Source organism: Salipiger bermudensis (genome assembly GCF_020171625.1).
Classification (GTDB): domain Bacteria; phylum Pseudomonadota; class Alphaproteobacteria; order Rhodobacterales; family Rhodobacteraceae; genus Salipiger; species Salipiger bermudensis_B.
Genome location: NZ_JAIUZY010000005.1, coordinates 420,485 through 440,444, shown reverse-complemented (window position 1 = coordinate 440,444; position 19,960 = coordinate 420,485). Strand labels below are relative to the sequence as shown.

At 68.2% G+C, this 19,960-nt stretch carries 16 protein-coding genes; 8 read left to right on the top strand and 8 right to left on the bottom strand.

All coding sequences use genetic code 11. The annotated features are described in order from the left end of the window. Positions 1-5: 5 nt before the first annotated feature. Together LCM15_RS11490 and LCM15_RS11485 are read right to left on the bottom strand one after the other, a co-directional pair. A complete protein-coding gene (locus LCM15_RS11490) occupies positions 6-1,370 on the bottom strand; it encodes an oligosaccharide flippase family protein (protein ID WP_224856477.1) in 1,365 nt (454 codons plus the stop codon). Further along, positions 1,367-2,224, bottom strand: a complete 858-nt coding sequence (locus LCM15_RS11485) for a glycosyltransferase (RefSeq protein ID WP_224856476.1) — start codon at positions 2,222-2,224, stop codon at positions 1,367-1,369. Before LCM15_RS11485 ends, LCM15_RS11490 begins: the two co-directional genes overlap by 4 nt. Positions 2,225-2,467: 243 nt before the next feature. Here LCM15_RS11485 and epsE point away from each other — a divergent pair, with 243 nt between their 5' ends. Beyond that, a complete protein-coding gene (gene epsE / locus LCM15_RS11480) occupies positions 2,468-3,670 on the top strand; it encodes an exopolysaccharide biosynthesis GT4 family glycosyltransferase EpsE (RefSeq protein ID WP_224856475.1) in 1,203 nt (400 codons plus the stop codon). A gap of 21 nt (positions 3,671-3,691) precedes the next feature. Here epsE and LCM15_RS11475 read toward each other — a convergent pair whose 3' ends face one another. Further along, complete coding sequence (locus LCM15_RS11475) at positions 3,692-6,670, bottom strand: calcium-binding protein (protein WP_224856473.1); 2,979 nt, start codon at positions 6,668-6,670, stop codon at positions 3,692-3,694. 339 nt (positions 6,671-7,009) lie between these two features. On the opposite strand from LCM15_RS11475, the gene LCM15_RS11470 reads away from it, so the two are divergent. Then, positions 7,010-8,575, top strand: a complete 1,566-nt coding sequence (locus LCM15_RS11470; RefSeq protein WP_224856465.1) for a 2-isopropylmalate synthase — start codon at positions 7,010-7,012, stop codon at positions 8,573-8,575. A 68-nt stretch (positions 8,576-8,643) separates the two neighbouring features. On the opposite strand, the gene LCM15_RS11465 is transcribed toward LCM15_RS11470, so the two are convergent. Then, positions 8,644-9,564: a hypothetical protein gene (locus LCM15_RS11465; RefSeq protein ID WP_224856464.1), complete on the bottom strand. Its 921-nt coding sequence runs from the start codon at positions 9,562-9,564 to the stop codon at positions 8,644-8,646. A gap of 180 nt (positions 9,565-9,744) precedes the next feature. Beyond that, on the bottom strand, positions 9,745-10,731 hold the full coding sequence (locus LCM15_RS11460) for a 2-hydroxyacid dehydrogenase (protein WP_224856459.1): 987 nt from the start codon (positions 10,729-10,731) through the stop codon (positions 9,745-9,747). A 105-nt stretch (positions 10,732-10,836) separates the two neighbouring features. Between LCM15_RS11460 and LCM15_RS11455 the strand changes: the two genes are divergently transcribed. The 4 genes from LCM15_RS11455 to kdsA all read left to right on the top strand — a co-directional run bounded on the left by LCM15_RS11455 (position 10,837) and on the right by kdsA (position 14,100). Further along, entirely contained in the window at positions 10,837-11,337 is a 501-nt protein-coding gene (locus LCM15_RS11455) for an SH3 domain-containing protein (RefSeq protein WP_224856456.1), read from the top strand. 206 nt (positions 11,338-11,543) lie between these two features. Further along, positions 11,544-12,497 carry a KpsF/GutQ family sugar-phosphate isomerase gene (locus LCM15_RS11450; protein WP_224856452.1) on the top strand — a complete coding sequence of 318 codons (954 nt, stop codon included), beginning with the start codon at positions 11,544-11,546 and terminating at the stop codon, positions 12,495-12,497. Continuing rightward, positions 12,494-13,282 (top strand): 3-deoxy-manno-octulosonate cytidylyltransferase, encoded by a 789-nt coding sequence (locus LCM15_RS11445; RefSeq protein ID WP_224856451.1) that lies wholly within the window; start codon positions 12,494-12,496, stop codon positions 13,280-13,282. Before LCM15_RS11450 ends, LCM15_RS11445 begins: the two co-directional genes overlap by 4 nt. Then, positions 13,279-14,100 carry a 3-deoxy-8-phosphooctulonate synthase gene (gene kdsA, locus LCM15_RS11440; protein ID WP_224856449.1) on the top strand — a complete coding sequence of 274 codons (822 nt, stop codon included), beginning with the start codon at positions 13,279-13,281 and terminating at the stop codon, positions 14,098-14,100. Before LCM15_RS11445 ends, kdsA begins: the two co-directional genes overlap by 4 nt. A 1-nt stretch (position 14,101) precedes the next feature. On the opposite strand, the gene LCM15_RS11435 is transcribed toward kdsA, so the two are convergent. From LCM15_RS11435 to LCM15_RS11425, 3 genes are all read right to left on the bottom strand, one after another. Then, entirely contained in the window at positions 14,102-15,406 is a 1,305-nt protein-coding gene (locus LCM15_RS11435; RefSeq protein ID WP_224856447.1) for an O-antigen ligase domain-containing protein, read from the bottom strand. After that, positions 15,403-16,875, bottom strand: coding sequence for a GumC family protein (locus LCM15_RS11430; RefSeq protein ID WP_224856442.1), 1,473 nt, complete (start codon positions 16,873-16,875; stop codon positions 15,403-15,405). The genes LCM15_RS11435 and LCM15_RS11430 overlap by 4 nt, the downstream gene beginning before the upstream one ends. A gap of 126 nt (positions 16,876-17,001) precedes the next feature. Next, complete coding sequence (locus LCM15_RS11425) at positions 17,002-17,616, bottom strand: response regulator transcription factor (RefSeq protein WP_224856440.1); 615 nt, start codon at positions 17,614-17,616, stop codon at positions 17,002-17,004. Between the two features lie 311 nt (positions 17,617-17,927). Here LCM15_RS11425 and LCM15_RS11420 point away from each other — a divergent pair, with 311 nt between their 5' ends. Both LCM15_RS11420 and LCM15_RS11415 read left to right on the top strand, forming a co-directional pair. After that, on the top strand, positions 17,928-19,307 hold the full coding sequence (locus LCM15_RS11420) for a WecB/TagA/CpsF family glycosyltransferase (protein ID WP_224856439.1): 1,380 nt from the start codon (positions 17,928-17,930) through the stop codon (positions 19,305-19,307). Positions 19,308-19,440: 133 nt separating this feature from the next. Then, positions 19,441-19,956 carry a molybdopterin-dependent oxidoreductase gene (locus LCM15_RS11415; RefSeq protein WP_224856437.1) on the top strand — a complete coding sequence of 172 codons (516 nt, stop codon included), beginning with the start codon at positions 19,441-19,443 and terminating at the stop codon, positions 19,954-19,956. Positions 19,957-19,960: the final 4 nt, after the last annotated feature.

The following is a 19,960-nucleotide window of genomic DNA, read 5'->3' as shown; positions in this document are numbered from 1 at the left end:
GGATATCAACCCAGCCGCGCGAGCGCCACGATTGCCTCCCAGTTGAGTGCCGCCGCCATCGCCGCAAGCGCCAGCGCCACCAGCGTGAACAGCGCGTCGTGCAGCGGATCCCACGCCCCCATGCGCCGCGCGAGCCAGACCACCACCGGATAAGCCAGCACATAGGCCGCCCCGATTCCAAGCAGCGCCCCCAGCAGCCCGGCAAGCTCGAGCCCGACGAGGATGCAGGTCACCATCAGCACCGCCCGCGCCAGCGCGAGCACGAAGAAGGTGCGGCTGTCGCCTGCGGCCAGCGCCGCCTGATCATAGGTCTGTACGATGATCTGGGGCATCTGCACGCACGCGACGATCACCGTCACCGCCCCGGCGGCGAGGTAGCGCTCGTCATAGAGCAGGTCGACCATCCAGTCGCCAAAAGCTGCGAAGACGCCGACCATCGCGATCAGCGCCGCGGTCACCACGAAGCGCATCTTACGAAGATGCAGGAAGTTCTCGCGGCTCTCGGTCGGCGGACTCTCGCGGTAGATCGGGATCAGGATGCGCCGCGTCACCATGCCGCCCAGCAGCATCGGGAACGCGGCGAGGAAATAGCCGATATTGTAGATCCCGAGCAGATCGAGGCTCAGGTACTTGCCCATCAGGATCTTGTCGCTCTGGCTGAAGAAGAAGCCGCAGACCGTCGACAGGAAGATCCACTTGCCGAAATTGATCAGCTCGTTGGCGGCGGGCGCCTCCCAGCGGAAGCGGTTGCCGGCGCCGGGCAGGAAGATCCAGTTGATGACGACTTCCACGGCCACCGCGATCAGCCCGCTGAACACCAGCGCCCAGACCGAGCCGGTGAGCCATGCCAGAAGGATTGCGGCCACCACGCCGGTGGTCTGCGTGACGAAGTCGAGCGCCGTCACCAGACCAAGACTCAGGTGCCGGTTTGCGCTGTCCATGCGGGTCGGCTTGAAGCCCGCGATCAGCAGCGCGAAGCTCGCCGCCGGCAGGATCGTGAGCAACTGCGGCTCGTCGTAGAAATACGCCGCCGGCCACGCAAGGCCGCACCCCACGAGGAACAGCCCCGCGCCGCGCAGCACCTGAATGGTCCACGCGGTGTCGAGGAAATCGCGTTCGTCGCCGCGCTTGCTCTGCAGGATCGCCGGGCTGACTCCGACATCGGAGAATTGCTGCAGCCCCATCATGAACACCGAGACCAGCGCCATCAGGCCAAAGGCCTCGGGAAAGAGCAGCCGCGTCAGGATCAGGTTCGAGGCCAGCCGCAGGCCCTGGCTGAACGCGAAGCCGCCGACGGTCAGCGCCGAGGAGCGCATCACCCGGGCGGTCAGCGAGGCGCCGCGGAAGCGCGAGAGCAGCGCGACGCTCATCGGCCGCGGCTCCAGTCGGCCGAGGCCGGGCGCAGGCGCACGCTCAGCGCGACGCCGGTATAGACGGCAAAGCCCAGCGGATCGCGCAGCGCCATCGCCAGCTTGTCCGAGGCCGGAAAGGCGGGCTTGTCGTCATTGGCGACAAGGGCGGGATAGCGCGTCTCGATCTCGGCCACGCCGGCATCCTGCCGCCGGCGCACCCGCACCAGCCGGTCGAACCCCTCGGCAATCGGCCAATCGTAGCGCGCCGCCACGCCGACACGCTCCTCGGGGGTGAAGTTCAGCCGCACGAATGTGTCGTCCGAGATGATGTCGGGAAAGCGCCCCCAGCGCCCGCGCCCGGCGGCGTTGACCGCGAAGACGCCGCAGCCCGGCACGCAGCGCGCCATGAACGGCACCTGCCGCCAGATCCGTGCATAGGCGCGCGACACGGCGCTGCGGGCGGTGATGTTGACGGTGCCGCTGGCGTAACGCGGCTCGGGGCAGGACAGCGCCTCGTGCAGCTCTCCAAGCAGCTCCGGCGCCACGGTCACGTCGGCATCGAGATAGACCCGCGTGGCGCCGCGCGCAGCGGCATCCCCGGCATCGAGCGCCGCGAGCTTGCCGCCGTCCTGCCGCTCGATCACGCGCAGCGACCAGCCGCGCTGCGCGAAGGCGGGAATCTTGGCACGGGCACGCTCTGCGGTGTCGTCGCAGCATCCGTTCGCGATGACGATGCCCTCGACAGGCGCCCCGGACTGCCAATGTGAGGCGCACAACGCCTCAAGGCAGCCGCCGATCAGCGCTGCCTCGTTGCTTGCCGGCACGATCACCGAAACGGCTGGCGTCCCGGGAGCCTCAAATGATCCCGTCATAAAAAATTACCAAACAGATACCCACACGTGTAACACGCGCCTTTCGGCGCCCACATGCCACTAAATTGTGTTTAATGTAAGAAGCGCCGAGACGCTATAATCAATTTGATAACGGCTGCCTGATGCGCCGCGAACACGGTGCTGCGGCTTCTTCCGAAATCGGCAGGGCATGATGGAAACCGCAGCCGATCCCGGTCACATTGGTATGGACGAGCTGACAGCGGGGGATGCGTGTCGCAGAGATTGCGGATCGGATACCTGGTACCCCAGTTTCCGGGCCAGACCCACATATTCTTCTGGCGCGAAGTCCAGGCGCTGGAGGAAATGGGCCACGTGGTGGACCTTCTTTCGACGCGGATGCCGCCGTCGGGACTGATCGCGCATGACTGGTCGGACGACGCCATCGCGCGCACCACCTATCTCGGTCAGATCAAACCGCTGAGCGCGCTGCGCGCCCTGAGCGGGCTGCTGCCGCGCGGGATGATGCGCACGATGCTCAAGGAGGGGCCCGACTTCGCCCGCGACGTGGCGGTCACGCTGTCGGCGGCGCAGGAGCTGAAGTCCCACGCGGCGAAGGCCGGTCTCGATCATGTCCACGTGCATTCCTGCGCGCGCGCGGCGCTGATCGCGGCGCTGTCGCGTCAGCTCGGCGGGCCGAGCTACTCGCTGACCCTGCATGGCCCGCTGTCGGATTACGGCTCGGGCCAGCGCTTCAAGTGGCGCAATGCGGCGTTCGCCACCATCATCACCCACAAGCTGCTGCACGAGATGCAGGCGGCGCTGCCCGAGGATCTTCCCGAGCGCCTGACCGTGCGTGCGATGGGGGTGGATACCGAGGTGCTGAAGCGCCAGACCCCCTACCAGCCGCCCGAAAAGGGCCGACCGATCCGGCTGTTTTCCTGCGGCCGGCTCAACGTGGTGAAGGGGCATCAGGACCTGATGTCGGCCATGCGCCAGCTGCTCGATCAGGGCGTCGACGTGCGGCTCGAGATCGCCGGCGAGGATGATGCCGGCGGCGAGGGGTTCCGCAAGGATCTCGAGGCGCATCTGCGCAAGCTGCGGCTGCAGGATCACGTCAAGCTGCTGGGCGCGATCGATGCCGACGCGGTGAAGGCGAAGCTGCTCGAGGCGCACGCCTTCGTGCTGGCCTCGTGGCACGAGCCGCTGGGCGTGGCCTACATGGAGGCGATGGCCTGCGGGGTGCCGGCGATCGGCACCGATGCGGGCGGCGTGCGCGAGTTGATCGACGATGGCAGCACCGGCAAGCTGGTGCCGCCGAAAGACCCCACCGCACTGGCCCGCGCGATCCGCGAACTGGCCCAGAACCCCGACAGCGCGCTGCATTTCAGTGCCGCAGGCCGGGCCCATGTGGAAACCCATTTCCGCGCCAGCCTCGGTGCGGAGACGCTGGTCTCGGAAATCCTCGCGACCCGGCAGGAGCCGTAGACAGAGCCCGCCCGACGCGCCTCAGAGGCCCGCGGTCGGGACCTCGGTGTCGGGCGCCTGCGCGAACCGCAGCGCCTCGACCTGCACCATCCGCACGGTGCCCTGCGGCCCATCGGCCACGAGCCGGCCCTCCTCGCGCGAGAAGCTGTAATCCGCCTGCGCGCCGGGCAGCACCGCGACGTCGCGCCCCTCGCCGCCGTGCAGGATGTCGTCGCCGCCCACGCCGATCAGCGTGTCGTCGCCGCCCGCGCCCAGAAGGATGTCGGGCTTGGGGCTGCCCTCGAGCGTCTCGCCACCGCCATCCCCCTCGAGCAGCAGCCCGTCGTCGAAGCTGCCGGGCGCGCGCGCCTCCCAGTCCGAGGGCGCGGTGGCGTTGTAGTTCATCAGCATGGACCAACGCGGATTGTCATCGCCCAGATGCCGCAGCGCCCCCCAGCTGCCCCATTGCGAGGCCGGGGCCACGTCGACGAAGGCGTTGAACAGCGTGCCGCCGCTCGCCACCCAGCCGGTCAGCAGCTCTTCGTAGAGCTTCGCCATCTCGGGAGTGTAGTTGAAATACTGGAAGAACTCGGCCAGCGCCTCGTCCTGGACCCGCACCATCTGGGCCGAGACATGGGTGCCGCCCTCGTACATCACCATCTCGAGCCCGGCGGCCTCGGCGACGCTGGCGTGATAGGGAAAGATCTCTTCGATCAGCTCCTTGAGCGAGCCCTCGAGCAGCGCCAGCGCCACCGGCGCCACCGCCGCGTCAAAGCGGTGCTCGCGGACGTATTCGCGCAGCGCCACGCGGCGCAGCCCCTCGGCCTCGCCCGCGGCCACCGCCGCCGCCTCAGAGCGCGCCAGCCAGTCGTCGACCTGCGGCGCCATCTCCTCGCCGCCCATCTCGTAGCCGAAATACCCCGCCACCGCGTAGGCATCGAACAGGTCCTGCGGCGGGTGGCCAAGCTGCAGATACGCCAGCGGCGCCATCAGCACGCTCTCCTCCAGCCCCGGCCAGCCGGTATGGGTCGAGACCACCCGCACCAGCCGGTCCTCAACCTCGTCGCCGTAGACATCGGTCCAGATCTGCATGACCTGCGCCGCGCGCAGGCCGTAATACTGCATCCAGCCGGCCTCGGACCGGCCCCAGAGCGCATCGGCCTGCGCCTCGGCCCAGCGCGCCTGTTCGAAGATGTGGTTCCACACCTCGTTGGAGTATTCCACATAGGCCTTGAGGTTCGGGTCGAGCCGGGCCTTCACCAGTTCGGCGAACCGGCGCACGTACTCGTCGTCGGCCATGTGGGGGATGTTGAACCACGGGTCGGCGCCCACCCGGTTGGCCAGACGCAGCATCACTTCCGCCGGCACGCCCCGTGCGGTCCAGCTGTAATCGCTCATCCGCGGGCGGTCGTCCCAACTCTGCACCGGGGAGCCGTTGGTGTTCATCCAGTCCATGAACCGCAGGCTGCGCAGGTCGCGGATGCGCTCGATCCAGAGCGGGTTGAACAGGGCGCCGGCCTCGAAGAGCGCAAGCTGGTCCTCACGCACGATGCGGATGTTGCGGATCGGATCGTCGGGATCGGTGGCGCTGATCGCGACCCCGACCGCGCCCTCGCCCGGGGTGTACCAGAACTGGCCCTCCCCCTCGACAAGCCGCACCCGGCTCGCGCGACCGGTGATGTCGAGTTTGCCCTTGCCCTCCCAGAACACGTGGTAGGTGCCGATCAGGTAGGCCGCTTCTGACGAGATATCGGTGAGCAGCAGCGCCTCCAGCCGCTCCACCCGCTCGGGGATACGGACCGGCCAGCCGGCCTCGTCGAGCACGCCTTCGGCGCGCAGCTCCTCGGCCTCGACGCCGCCCCATTGACCGGGCAGGTGGCCGACCCATTGCCGGGCGGTCTTCATATGGTCGAGGAAGGGCGTCTGCGTCGACCAGTCGGCGATGCCGTTCAGCCCCATCGCCAGCGCCGGCGCGCCCTCGGGGCGCGCGCCCGGCTCGGGCAACACCACCTCCCCGCGCGCCGGCATCGGCTCGGTCGCGGGCGCGGCCTCCGGCTCGGGCGTGGCTTCGGCGCTGCGCGTGATGGCGGGGGTCTGCCGGGGAAGCCCGGCGCTTTCGAACACGCCCGAGGCCGAGACCTCGTCCCAGACCAGCGCGGCAAGCTCGGGATAGTTGGCGACGATCTCGGGATGCAGCGTCTCGGGCGGGGTGAAGTCGGCGGGCGGCGGCGCCTCGAAGGTCGCGGCATAGGTGATCATCGCGGCGAGGAAATAGAGGCTCGGCGTGCCGTGCGGATCGAGGTCCACGTAAAGCGCCTCGGCGGGGACGTCCTCGAGCGGGCCACCCTCGCCCAGCAGCACCGACAGGATCCGCGCCACCGGGATCAGCCGGATATCGGCTTCGGGCCGCTCGGAGCGCAGATCGTCGCGCAGGGTCTCATACCAGTCGTGGTAATCGCCCTGGTTCATCTCGTGGTAGCGCCGCGAGGCGCGGGCCGAGGGCGGGTAGCTGCGCGAGACCGAGTTCATCTCGGACCAGCCCTCGTAGAGATAGATCGGGGTGTCGGGCATCCGGCTGTGCATCCAGTCGACGACCCTCAGGATCGCGCCCATCGGGCTCTCGTTCGCGGCGTTGTCGTAATCATAGGGCGCGTCGGGCGCCTGATACTGGATGAAGTTCGCCGGGGTGATCCAGAGCGCGTCGAACCCGGCATCGCCGAACGCGCCGCGCCCGGCATCCCAGTTCCCGGTCACCTCGGGGATCGACCAGTTCGGCCGCGGCGGCAGACTGGCGGCGAAATCGCGCAGGAAGCCCCACTGGCCATCCAGCGCGAGCGACCGCCCGTCGGCGCGGGCCAGCACGCCCATCCAGTAGGGCACGTTGGCAGTGCCCTCCTCGTTCAAATGGTGCACGAGGCTGTTGCCGAAGACATAGACCTTGGCGGCGTCCCGCTCCTGCGCCAGCGCGGCGAGCGGCGCGAGCAACACGAGGCAGGCGGCGTGGATGATACGTCGGATCACATGATCTCTCCCGGATGGTCGGCCCTGACCTCCAGTATGGCGGGCGCGACGCCACGCTCAAGGCCTGTCTCGCCCCCTGCTCCACTGTCTCCCACGGACCCGGCACTCACGTCAATTTTGCGGGTTTTCATTCGGTCGATTGCGCGTATAGTCCGGCGCATGATGACCACCGGCCATATCGCTGCAACCTCCCGTGCCCTCGGCGCGTCGCTTGCGCTTGGCCTGCGTCTTCTCCTAATCCGCCTCTGAGCGCGCAGTCCCCCGGCGCGACCGCTCAGAGGAGGCATCGTTTCGCGCCGGCGAGACACCAGGACGAAGACCAACAAGAGATTCAGTGACATGACCGACCAGACCAAAGACCGCGTGTACATTTTCGACACGACGCTCCGCGACGGCGAGCAATCGCCCGGCGCCACCATGACCCATGCCGAAAAGCTCGAGATCGCCGAGCTGCTCGAGGATATGGGCGTCGACATCATCGAGGCCGGCTTCCCGATCGCCTCGGAGGGCGACTTCAAGGCCGTCGCCGAGATCGCCGAGCGCAGCAAGGAAACGGTGATCTGTGGCCTCGCCCGCGCCCAGCTTCCGGATATCGACCGCTGCTGGGAGGCCGTGAAGCGCGCGCCGCGCCCGCGCATCCACACCTTCATCGGCACCTCGCCGCTGCACCGCGCCATCCCCAACCTCAGCATGGACGAGATGGCGGACCGCATCCACGACACCGTGACCCACGCCCGCAATCTCTGCGACAACGTGCAGTGGTCGCCGATGGACGCGACGCGGACGGAATGGGATTATCTCTGCCGCACCATCGAGATCGCCATCAAGGCTGGTGCCACCACGATCAACATCCCCGACACCGTGGGCTACACCGCGCCGCGCGAATCGGCGGACCTCATCCGCCGCCTGATCGAGACCGTGCCCGGCGCCGACGAGGTGATCTTCGCGACCCACTGCCACAACGACCTCGGCATGGCGACGGCGAACTCGCTGGCCGCGGTCGAGGCGGGCGCGCGTCAGGTCGAGTGCACCATCAACGGCCTCGGCGAGCGCGCCGGCAACACCGCGCTCGAAGAGGTGGTGATGGCGCTGCGCACCCGCGGCGACATCATGCCCTTCGACACCGAGATCGACACCCGCAAGATCATGCACATCTCGCGCCGCGTCGCGACGGTGTCGGGCTTCCCGGTGCAGTTCAACAAGGCCATCGTCGGCAAGAACGCCTTCGCGCACGAGAGCGGCATCCACCAGGACGGGATGCTCAAGAACGCCGAAACCTTCGAGATCATGCGCCCCGAGGACGTGGGCCTCGCCGGCACCTCGCTGCCGCTTGGCAAGCACTCGGGCCGCGCCGCGCTCCGCGCCAAGCTCAAGGAGCTCGGGGCCGAGGTCGGTGACAACCAACTCAAGGACATCTTCGTGCGGTTCAAGGATCTCGCCGACCGCAAGAAAGAGGTCTACGACGAGGACATCCTCGCGCTCGTGACCGCGGCCATGACCGACGGCGCCGATCACCTCGAGATCGTCTCGCTCAAGGTGACCTGCGGCACCGGCGGCCCGGCGGAAGCGACGCTCGAGATGGAGGTCGGCGGCGAAGAGGCGTCGGCGACCGAGCAAGGCGACGGCCCGGTCGACGCCACCTTCAAGGCAGTGCGTGCGCTCTACCCGAACAAGGCCCGGCTGCAGCTTTACCAGGTGCACGCGGTGACCGAGGGCACCGACGCACAGGCCACGGTGTCTGTCCGGCTCGAGGAAGACGGCAAGATCGCCACCGGTCAGTCGGCCGATACCGACACGGTCTATGCCTCGGCCAAGGCCTATGTGAACGCGCTCAACCGCCTTCACGTGCGCCGCAACAAGACCGGCACCGACCAGAAGGAAATCAGCTACAAGGACATCGGCTGATCCTCGCAACACAGCAGCGCCCGTCCCCGTAAGGGCGGGCGCTTTTCCTTTCTGGGCGGGATCGCGTTCTAGGCGAGGTCGGTGGGCTCCTGGGAATGAGCCAGCGCAGGCTCAACCAGCGCGGTACCGAAGCCGCCCCCTTCGACAAGCTCGAACCCTTCGTGCTCGTCGTGGATCTCGCGCATCACCTCTTGCATCAGGATTTCCACCATCGCCTCGTCTTGCGGCGGATCGACGTCGGCGGGCGCAGTGTGGGACAGCTCCTGCGGCGCGTAGAAATCGAAGCTCTCGGGATCGCCACGCGTGAAAAACAGCGCGATCTCGGCCAGTTCCGGTGCCGCGGTCGGGCCGACGACCAGATTGCTGGCCGCGACCGTGGTGAAGAACAGGGGCGTGGGAGAGGCCGCCTCGGTGATCGAAAACACCGCCTCAGGCAGATCGCCCGCGGCGTGCTCCGCATCCAGAGTCGATGCCGGTGCGCCGGACTTGCGCAGCGCCGGCTCCGTCGCGGCCTGTCGCCGGGCCTCGGCACCGCCATTGCGCAGACCCGAGGCGGCCCAGGACAGGATCGGCGCCGCGGGGTCCGCCTCATCGCCCTCGAGCGTCGTGGTCAACGCATCGCAGGCCAGACCGCGCTTCTCGCTGTCCATGTCCACCTGCCCCATCCAGCCCGGGACCTGCGGCGCCATCTCGTCGGAGGTCGCGACCTCTTCGAGCGGCACCACGAAGCCGAGGCTCACGGTGGCATTGCGCAGACCGCGCACGCTGCCGTCGCCCTCGAATTTCAGTGTCGAAAGACCGGCCATGCGGCGCCCGTGGAAAAGCTCCTCGCCATAGGATGCGTTGGCCTCGGCCTCGAGGCTCTCGTCGCGCTCTCCGGAAGGTGGCCCCTCGACCTCTTCCGAAGGTTCGGCCCCGTCCTCCGATGCGACGGCCGCGCCGCCCACCGAGAGCGGTTTGATAAGACGTTCGAAGATATACCCTAGCACTGTTCTCACTCACTGTTCAGCCCTTGATACGCTCACAAGGGGCACAGTTATCCGGGGCAAGGGCGCCGACCGGCGTGAAAAAACGGCAATAGCGGGGCGCTTGCCCACAAGGCTTTTCGAAAGCTTAAGCCATTGTAAACGATGAGCCGAAAGGGCCGGCGCAGGGACCGGCCCGCACGCTCAGTGCATGGAGGGGACCACCTGATCCGGTGGCCGGTGGCCATCGGCGAAGGTCTTGACGTTGAGCAACACCTTCTCGCCCATCTCGATCCGGCCCTCGATGGTGGCCGAGCCCATGTGCGGCAGCATCACCACGTTGGGCATGTTGACGAGCTCGGGATTGCCCTTGATGCCGTGCTGGTAGACGTCGAGCCCGGCGCCCGCCAGATCGCCTGCCTTGAGCATCCGGGTCAGCGCACTGTCGTCGATGACCTCGCCGCGCGAGGTGTTCACCAGCACCGCCGAGGGCTTCATCAGCTTCAGCCGGCGCGCGTTGAGCAGGTGGAAGGTCGAGGGCGTGTGCGGGCAGTTGACCGAGATCACGTCCATCCGCGCCACCATCTGGTCGAGGCTTTCCCAGTAGGTCGCCTCGAAGGCCTCCTCGGTCTCGGCCCGCAGGCGGCGCCGGTTGTGATAGTGGATCTGCATCCCGAAGGCCTGCGCGCGCTTGGCCACCGCCTGCCCGATCCGACCCATGCCGAGGATGCCCAGCCGCTTGCCGCCCAGCCGCGTCCCGAGGAACGCGTTGGGCGCCCAGCCGTCCCAGCTGCCGGCCTGCATCACCGCAAGCCCTTCCTGCACGCGGCGGGTCACCGCGAGCATCAGGCCCATGACCATGTCGGCGGTGTCGTCGGTCATCACGCCGGGCGTGTTCGAGACGAGGATGCCGCGGCGGCGGGCGGTCTCGACGTCGATATGATCGACCCCGGCGCCGTAATTCGCGATCAGCTTGAGCCGCTCGCCAGCCTGACCGATCAGCCCGGCATCGATCTGGTCGGTGATGGTCGGCACCAGCACGTCGCAATCGGCCATGGCCTCGGCCAGCTCGGCACGCGACATCGGCGCGTCGCTGTCACGCAGGGTCACGTTGAACAGCTCGCTCAGACGGGTCTCGACCGCTTCGGGCAAGCGTCGCGTCACGACAACACTCAGGCGTTTCTGAGGCATGGCGCGCCTCCCCTCCCTTTCCACTGCTCGTCTCCGATGGCACAGTGTCCCATGAGCGTGCGGGGCACAAGAACCCCGCCTGAAAAACTCGGGCAGGACAGTGAAATGCGCATGGCCGCTTTGATCTTGGGGCTGATGGCCGCCCTGTTGACCGGTACCGTCTCCGCCGCCACCGACGAGCGTGGCCCGGTCACCAATCTGCCCTTGCCGCGCTATGTCTCGATGAAGGCGGCCGAGGGCAACGTGCGCCGCGGCCCGTCGCTCACCCACCGCATCGACTGGATCTATACACGGCGCGACATGCCGCTCGAGATCACCGCCGAGTACGGCCACTGGCGCCGCGTGCGCGATTCCGACGGCGCGGGCGGCTGGGTGCATTACTCGCTGCTGTCGGGCGTTCGCACGGTGCTGGTGCAGCAGGACATGCTCGAACTGCACGGCCGCCCGGACGAAGACGCCCCGGTCACCGCCAAGCTGGCGCTCGGCGTGGTGGCGCGGCTCGGCAAATGCGACACCGCGTGGTGCGAGCTTTCGGCCGGCGGCTACGACGGCTGGGCGCCGAAAACGGCGCTCTGGGGCGTCGCCCCGGACGAGATCCGCGACTGATCCGGACCTGACGCCACGTGGCACCGCCCGCTCGGGCGACCGCCCGTCTCGCCATGGCGCCCTCCCGCTCCGGCAGGCGACGCCTGCGCAACGCCGCCGTGGCTCTGCGGGACAGGACCGATCCCCGACCTCCGCGCCGGAAGCCACAATTGGACAGCGCCCGCTTTGCAGGGTAACAGGCGACAAGACTCATTGACGGTAGATCCATGTCCCAGACCTCTTCCGAAATCGCCCGCACGGTGCTTGCGACCGAGGCTCAGGCGCTGACACGTCTGGCAGAGGAGTTGCCCGCTGCCTTCGACGACATCATCGCGCTGCTGCTGCATATCAACGGGCGCATCATCGTGTCGGGCATGGGTAAGTCCGGCCATGTCGCCGGCAAGATCGCAGCCACGCTCGCCTCGACCGGCGCCCCCGCGCAGGTGGTGCATCCCGGCGAGGCCAGCCACGGCGATCTCGGCATGATCACGCCCGATGACGTGGTGATCCTGATCTCCAACTCCGGCGAGACCCGCGAGCTTGCGGACATGATCGCCCATTGCAGCCGCTTCTCGATCCCAATGATCGCCATGACCCGCCGCGCCGACAGCACGCTGGCGCGTTCGGCCACGCATGTGCTGCTGATGCCCGACGCGCCCGAGGCCTGCGCCATCGGCATGGCGCCCACCACGTCGACGACCATGGCCATGGCGCTCGGCGATGCGCTGGCGGTGGCGCTGATGCAGTTGCGCGGCTTCGACCGCGAGAACTTCCTCGCCTTCCACCCGGGCGGCTCGCTGGGCGCGCAGCTGCTGCGGGTCTCGGCGGTGATGCATCGCGGCGACGAGCTGCCGGTGGTCGAGGCCGACACCCCGATGGGCGAGGCGCTGGTGATCATGTCGCAGAAGGGCTTCGGCGTGGCCGCGCTGGTCGAGGACGGCAAGCTCGAAGGCGTCATCACCGATGGCGACCTTCGCCGCAATCTCGAGGGATTGATGGAGCGCAAAGCCGGCGATGTCGCCACCCGCAACCCGCGCGCCATCGCTCCCGACGCGCTGCTGACAGAGGCTCTTGGCATGATGAACGCCCGCAAGATCTCGGCGTTGTTCGCCGTCGAGGAGGACCGCACGCTGGTCGGCCTCGTGCATATTCACGACGCGCTCCGCGCAGGTGTCGCATGAGCGCCGTCATCTTCATCCCCGCCCGCTACGCCTCGACCCGCTACCCGGGCAAGCCGTTGGTCGAACTGACCGGCGCCACCGGCGAGAAGAAATCCCTGATCCGCCGCGCTTGGGACTGCGCGCAAAGCGTGACGGGGGCCGACGCGGTCTATGTGCTCACCGATGACGAGCGCATCGCCGAGGCGGCGCGCGGCTTTGGCGCCGATGTGCTGATGACCTCATCCGAGGCGCGCAACGGCACCGAGCGCTGCGCCGAGGCGGTGGCGCAGCTGCCCTCCGAGCCCGACGCGGTGATCAACCTGCAGGGCGACGCGCCGCTGACCCCGCCTTGGTTCGTTGAGGCGCTGATCGAGCGGATGCAGGACCCGGCGGTCGAGATGGCCACCCCGGTGCTGAAGACCGATCACGAAACGCTGGTGCATTTCGTCACCGACCGCCAGAACGGTCGCGTCGGCGGCACCACCGCGGTGATGCGGCCCGACGGCGCGGCGCTCTACTTCTCCAAGGAAGTGCTGCCCTACGTGGGCAATCTCGAAACCCCGCCCGAGGTCTGGCACCATGTCGGCGTGTACGGCTACCGCCCCGCCGCGCTGCGCCGCTACGCGGGCTGGGCCGAGGGGCCGCTCGAAAAGGCCGAAGGGCTTGAACAGCTGCGCTTTCTCGAGAACGGCGTGCCGGTGACCTGCGTCGAGGTCGACGCGCGCGGCCGGGTGTTCTGGGAGCTCAACAACCCCGTCGACGTGGCCCGCATCGAGGGCGTTCTGAAGAAGGAAGGGATCGCATGAAGACCGTCACCATCGGCGAGATGTCCGTCTCGAACACCGCGCCCTTCGCGCTGATCGCCGGCCCCTGCCAGCTCGAAAGCCTTGATCATGCGCGGATGCTGGCCGAGCAGATCGCCGCCGCGGCCGAGGCCGCGCGCACGCCGTGGATCTTCAAGGGCAGCTACGACAAGGCCAACCGCTCGTCGCTCTCGGGCAAGCGCGGCATCGGGATGGAGGCGGGGCTGTCGATCCTGTCGACCATCGGCCGCGAGTTCGGCGTGCCGGTGCTGACCGACGTGCACGGCCCCGAGCAATGCGCCACCGTGGCCGAGGCGGTCGACGTGCTGCAGATCCCGGCCTTCCTGTCGCGCCAGACCGACCTGCTGCTCGCAGCGGGCGAAACCGGCGCCGCGATCAACGTCAAGAAGGGCCAGTTCCTCGCACCGTGGGACATGGCTAACGTCGCCGACAAGATCGCCAGCACCGGCAACGAGCGCATCATGCTCTGCGAGCGCGGCGCGAGTTTCGGCTACAACATGCTGGTGTCGGACATGCGGTCGCTGCCGATCATGGCCGAGACCGGCTACCCGGTGGTGTTCGACGCCACCCATTCGGTGCAGCTTCCCGGCGGTCAGGGCGCAAGCTCGGGCGGCCAGCGCCAGTTCGTCGAGCCACTGGCCCGCGCGGCGCTGGCGGTTGGGGCCGGCGCGGTCTTCATCGAGACCCACGAAGATCCCGACAACGCGCCGTCGGACGGCCCCAACATGGTGCCGATCTCGGATCTCGGACGGCTGCTCAAGGGCCTCCGGGCGATCGACGACCTGACCAAGGCGGGCTAGGTCAGGCCGCGACGGGCTCGGCCTCCGGCGCTTGCCGTGCCTCGGCCCGCGCATCCGCGACCTCGCGGGCGTGCAGGCCGAGCACCACGAGCGCCGGCCAGAGCAGGTAGGCCTCGATCTCGATGTTCTCACCGAACGAGAGCAGCACCAGCACCATGCAGATGCCGAGCGGCAGCCGCCCGCGCGGCCCCAGCGCGGCATCCTTGAGCGCGATCCAGATCTGCCAGACCAGCGGCACGGCAAAGGCCAGAAGCCCCGTCAGGCCCTTCACGAACAGCAGCCCGAACCACGTGTGATGGCTGCCGATGGGCATGTATTCGACGATATGCGGCCCCGGATGCACGGTGCCGTGGCCGAACCACACCGCCTCTTCCTGCCAGCGCTCATGCGCGATGCGCTGCAGCGTCTCGCGCACCCGCGTGCTGTCGGCGCGCGCGCCCTTGAAGGCCGACACGCCGCTGTCGATGGCGCGGAGCAGCCCCGGACCGACGATGGCCATCGAGGCGGTCAGCCCGGCAAAGGCGCCCCAGGCCCAGCCCTTGAGGATCAGCGGCATCATCCGCGGCCCGATGGTGCAGGCCACCAGCCCCACCAGCCCCATGCGCGACTTCGAGGCAAGGATCATCAGCACGCCCGCCGCCACGCCCGCGGCGCGCCACTTGTTTTCTTTCTCCTCCAGCGCGAAGAGCACGGTGGTCACGCCGAGAAGCGCCGCAAAGGGCGACCACGGCGCGAAGAACTGCCAGCGCGGCGTCCACGAGGCCGGATCGAAGGTGAAGAGGTAGACCGAGAAATACTCCGGCCCCGGCCCGCCGATGGCCTTGAGCGGCGAGGTGAAGATGCGCTCGGGCAGGCCCAGCGTCGGGGCGATCAGCAGGACCGGCGCGATGCAGAGCGTGTAGAACCCGAGCTTGCACTGCGCCCGGACGAGAATCTCGCGCCGGATCGGCAGCACCGCGCCGGCGAGCGGGAACAGCGCCAGCAGCGCCCAGCCCTTGGCCCAGCCGATCGAGGACTTGATGGTCTGCTTCAGCCCCAGCCCCCAGTCGAGATGACCGGCCCAGAGCGCCACAAGCATCACCGCCATGCCGATGATCCAGCCCCAGACCACCGGCGGCACCGGCCCGGTGGCGCGCAGGTCGCTGCGGATCACCGGGCCGAGATAGAGCGCCAGCACCGCCAGCATCGCGAGCAGCCAGGCCAGCACCGGCCCGACCACGTAGAGCGCGCCGATGCCGTAGAGCGGCCAGGTCCAGACGATGGTCTTCCAGACCATGCCCTCGGCGGGGTTCTGCGGCGCGATCATGTGCGTTCGGCCTTGGTGAAGAGCAGCCGCCGGATCAGCGCCAGCCGGAGCCATGCGAGGCTCAGCGAGAACAGCAGCAGGACCGTGGCCCCCGCCCCGGCCACGACGGCCAGCTTGCGCTTGGGCGAGGACGGCCCATCGGGCAGCGACGGATCCTCGAGCACCTGCACCAGAGGGTACGAGGCGTAGATGTCGGTCTTGCTCGACTGGGTGCGGGCGATGGCCGAGGCAAAGACCGCCTCGGCGACGCTGAAATCGCGCTGCAGATCCTCGAGCCGCGCGGCGAGCGGGGCCAGAGCCGCCAGTCGCGCGCTCTCGGCTTCGATATGCGCGGTCAGCCCCGCGACCTGCGCCGCGACGCCGGTGCGCTCGGCCTCCTGCCGCACCAGTTCGGTAAGCAGCGTGGCGCGGCCGCCGTCGATGGCGCGCTCGAGCTGGCCGGTCCCGCCGGTCAGCGCCCGCGCGCGGGCCTGCGCCTCCGAGCTTGCGGCCTCGTAGGCGGTGGCGGCCTTCACCACCTCCGGGTGCTGCCGTCCATAGCGGGCGCTGGCGCTGGCCAGCTCGGTCGAGGCTTCTGACATGGTCTCGAGCAGGGCGAGGTAATCGGAATCGCCGTTCAGACGCAGGATGATCGCCGCCTGCGCCGCATCGGTGCCAAGCTGGGCCTCGAGCTGCGCCACGGCGGCAAGCTTGTTGCGGTGCTCGGCGCTCAGGGTTTCAAGCTGCATCCGCAGGTTGTCGAGCTCGTCGAGCTGGCGGCGGTATTGCTCGGACGAGTGCAGCCCGCTCTCCGCCTGCAGGCGGGCAATGTCGTTGCGGGTGGCGGCGACCGAGCCCTGGTATTCCTCGATCGCGGCCAGACCGCCGGTCTGGCGGCTGTCCTGCTCGTCGCCCCGCAGGCGGTCGATCTCGTCGAAGAAGGCGGCCAGCAGCGCGCCGTTGCGGGCGCGTGCTGCCTCGGCGCTGGGGCCCACCATCTCGACATGGATGAACGCGGTCTGGTCCACCAGCCGCACCCGCGGTTCTCCGAACCCGGCCTTGTCGGTGCCCAGCCGGTCGGCGGCATCGCGCAGCACGCGGTCGGCGGCAAGCAGGCGCTTGTATGTCTCCGTCGGGCTGACCGAGTTGCTCGAGAAGGCCGAGTTGGAATAGCTCGACGCCTGCCCGATATCGGCGAGGTTGACCGAGGCCGACGCCCCGGAGCCCGGCAGGATCAGCGACATGTGGCTGGCGTATTTCAGCGGCGCGGTCTTGAGATAGCCGGTGATCGGCGCCCAGATCGCCGCCGCGCCCAGCGCGAAGATCCACAGGTAGCGCGGCAGGCGGCTGAGATCGAGCGTCGAGCCCCCCATCAGCAGCCGGCGCAGGCTGATCTTGCGCGGCCACAGCCGGAACCGGCGGCGGGCGGGAGCTGCACCGGACGGGTCGGTCACGGTCTGGTCGGCGAGGGTCTGGTCGGCAAGGGTCATGGGCAATCCTCCGTTGCCCGTGACATTAACCTTAAGCGTGTATGAATACCGCTGCGCGGGCGGAGGGCCGAGGGTCTCGGATGCGCCCGCCCCCTATCCCTTCGGAGAGGCCCTGGCCTGTCCGGATCAGAAGATCCCCGCGTCGCGCGCCACGATGGCGGCCTGCGTGCGGTTGTTCACGTCGAGCTTGCGATACAGCGTCTTCACGTGAAGCTTGATCGTCGGCTCGGTGATCTCGAGATCGCGGGCGATCTCCTTGTTGGACTTGCCCTCGGTCAGCCCCTTGAGCACTTCCATCTCGCGCTTGGTGAGGCTCTTGGCCAGCGGGTGCTCCTCGACCTCCTCGGCGGCGGTCATGAAGGCGATGGGGGCGTACTGCTCGCCCATCGCCATGAAGCGCACTGCGTTGACAAGGGACTTGGCCGGCAGCGTCTTGGGCACGAAGCCCGCGGCGCCAAGCTCGAGCGCCTCTTCGGCGATCTCGCGCGTGGCCTCGCCCGAGATCAGCGCCACGTGGCGGGCGCCCTCGGTGGCCAGCGCCTGCTTCAGCCCCTGAAGCCCGTTCATGCCCGGCATCTTGTAGTCGAGCAGAACAAGATCATAGACCGCATCGGTCTTCATGCGCTGCAGCGCCTCGTCGAAGCTCGACGCGCTGCCGGTCTCGATTCCGTCTTCGTCATCGAGGAAGGCGATCAGCGTGTCGCGAAGCAGGTCGTGGTCGTCTGCGATGAGTACGCGCATATCGGGGCACCGTAAGATCTTACTTTCAGATCTACACGCTACACGAGTGCCCGTACCCCGTTAAGGCAATTCTGCGCGCCCTTACGTCAAAGCGGAATAGGCCGACTATCCACAGGTATAGGCGGCTTTCGCAAACGCCCGAGTAGGGCGCCTATCCCGCCGGATAGGCGGCTGGGATGAACGCGCCGGTGACGCTGCGTCCGGCGAGGAGGCGCGCCGTCCGCGCCACCCACCTCACCGGCTGGGAAATTGAGGTTAACGCTGTCTTCAAGCGATGCAGGAGGGGCCACTCACCCAGGAGGAGACCTACCATGAAGATGACGCCCGCCGCCGCTTTCGACCGTTCGCTTTCCGCCACCCCCGCCCTGCCCACCAAGCGCGTGCTTGGCCTGCCGGTGGTCGATGCCACGACCTCCGACTGCGTCGACGCCCTGCTCGGCGGCGCCGCGCGTACGGTCTTCTTCCTGAATGCCCATTGCGCCAACATCCGCGCCCGTGATCCGCACTATGCCGCGGCGCTGGCCCGCGCCGGGGCGGTGCTGCCCGACGGCATCGGCGTCGAGCTCGCCGCCCGCATGACCGGCACCGAACTGACCGAGAACCTCAACGGCACCGATTTCACCCCGGCGCTGCTGCACGCCGCCGCCCGGCGCGGTCTCTCGGTCTTCCTGTTCGGCGCCACCCCCGGCACCGCCGAGACCGCGGCCCGCAAGCTGGCCATCAAGATCCCCGGCCTGCGCATCGCCGGCACCCGCGACGGCTATGCCGGCGCCGCCGACAGCGCCGATGCGATCCGCGAGATCAACGCCTCGGGCGCCGACATCCTGCTCGTCGCCATGGGCGTGCCGCAGCAGGAGCTGTGGATCGACCGCCACCTCGCAGCCCTCGCGCCCGGTCTGGTGCTTGGCGTCGGGGCGCTGTTCGACTTCCTTGCCGAGAACGTGCAACGCGCGCCGGCACCGGTGCGCAAGGCGCGGATGGAGTGGGCCTGGCGGCTGGCGATGGAGCCGCGCCGCATGGCTGGACGCTACCTTCTCGGCAACGCGACCTTCATGGCCCGCGCCGCGCGCCACGCGCTTCGCCTCGCCGGCGCGCAGGGCATCGCCAAGCGGGTTGTGGATTTCGCGGGCAGCCTCGCGCTCACCCTCATGCTGGCGCCGCTGCTTCTGCTGGTGGCCGCGCTGATCCGCGCCGACAGCCGCGGGCCGGTGCTGTTCCGCCAGACCCGCGTCGGGCGCAACGGCAAGCCGTTCACCATCTTCAAGTTCCGCACCATGCATACCGACGCGGCCGAACGCCTGGCCGAACTGCGCGCCAGTTCCGACCGCGAGGGCATCTGCTTCAAGTCGCGCAGCGATCCCCGGGTGACCCGCGTCGGCCGCGTTCTGCGCCGCTACTCGATCGACGAGCTGCCGCAGATCTTCAACGTGCTCTTCGGGCACATGTCACTGGTCGGCCCGCGCCCGGCCCTGCCCTCCGAGGTCGCCGCCTACCCGGCGCACGCGCTGGAGCGGCTCGAGGCGCGCCCCGGCATCACCGGTCTCTGGCAGGTCTCGGGCCGCGCCGATATCGGCTTCGACAAGATGGTCGACATGGACATCGCCTATGTCCGCTCGCGCAGCCTTCTGCTCGACCTCGTCCTGCTCGGCCTGACGGCACAGGCGGTGTTCTCGGGACGGGGTGCATACTGAGCGAAATGTCATTGGGATCGGGAACATACATGCCGGCCCTATCCTTTCGGATAGGGCCACTGTCCCGATCCCCGCATGAAAAAAAACCTGTATACTGGCAGTATTTACAGGATTCGAATTGAAAGCTGGTCGCATGTATAAACTCATAGAACGATTTGCCGGCGCGGCAGGTCTGCTTCTCATCTTCGGTGCCACCTCCGTCGCCGCAGGCACGCTCGAGGAGCCCACCGGGCCCGTCCTCCTGACCATCAGTGGCGAGATCGAGAACACCAATGGCGAGGGCACCGCAGCGTTCGACCTCGAGATGCTGCGCGCGCTCGGTGCCACCGAAGTCACCACCGATACGATCTGGACCCCGGGCACCATCACCTTCACCGGCGTGGAGCTGAAGACCCTGCTCGAACATGTCGGCGCCACCGGGACAGAGATCGATGCGACCGCGATCAACAACTACACCGTGGTGGTTCCGGTCGAGGATGCCGTCGAAGACGGCCCCATCCTCGCTTATGAAATGGACGGGCGGCTGATGTCGCGCCGCGACAAGGGTCCGCTTTGGCTGATCTACCCCTACGCGTCGAATGCCGCGTACCGGACCGAGGTGATCTACTCACGGAGTATCTGGCAACTCGACCGTATGGCGATAGACTAGCAGC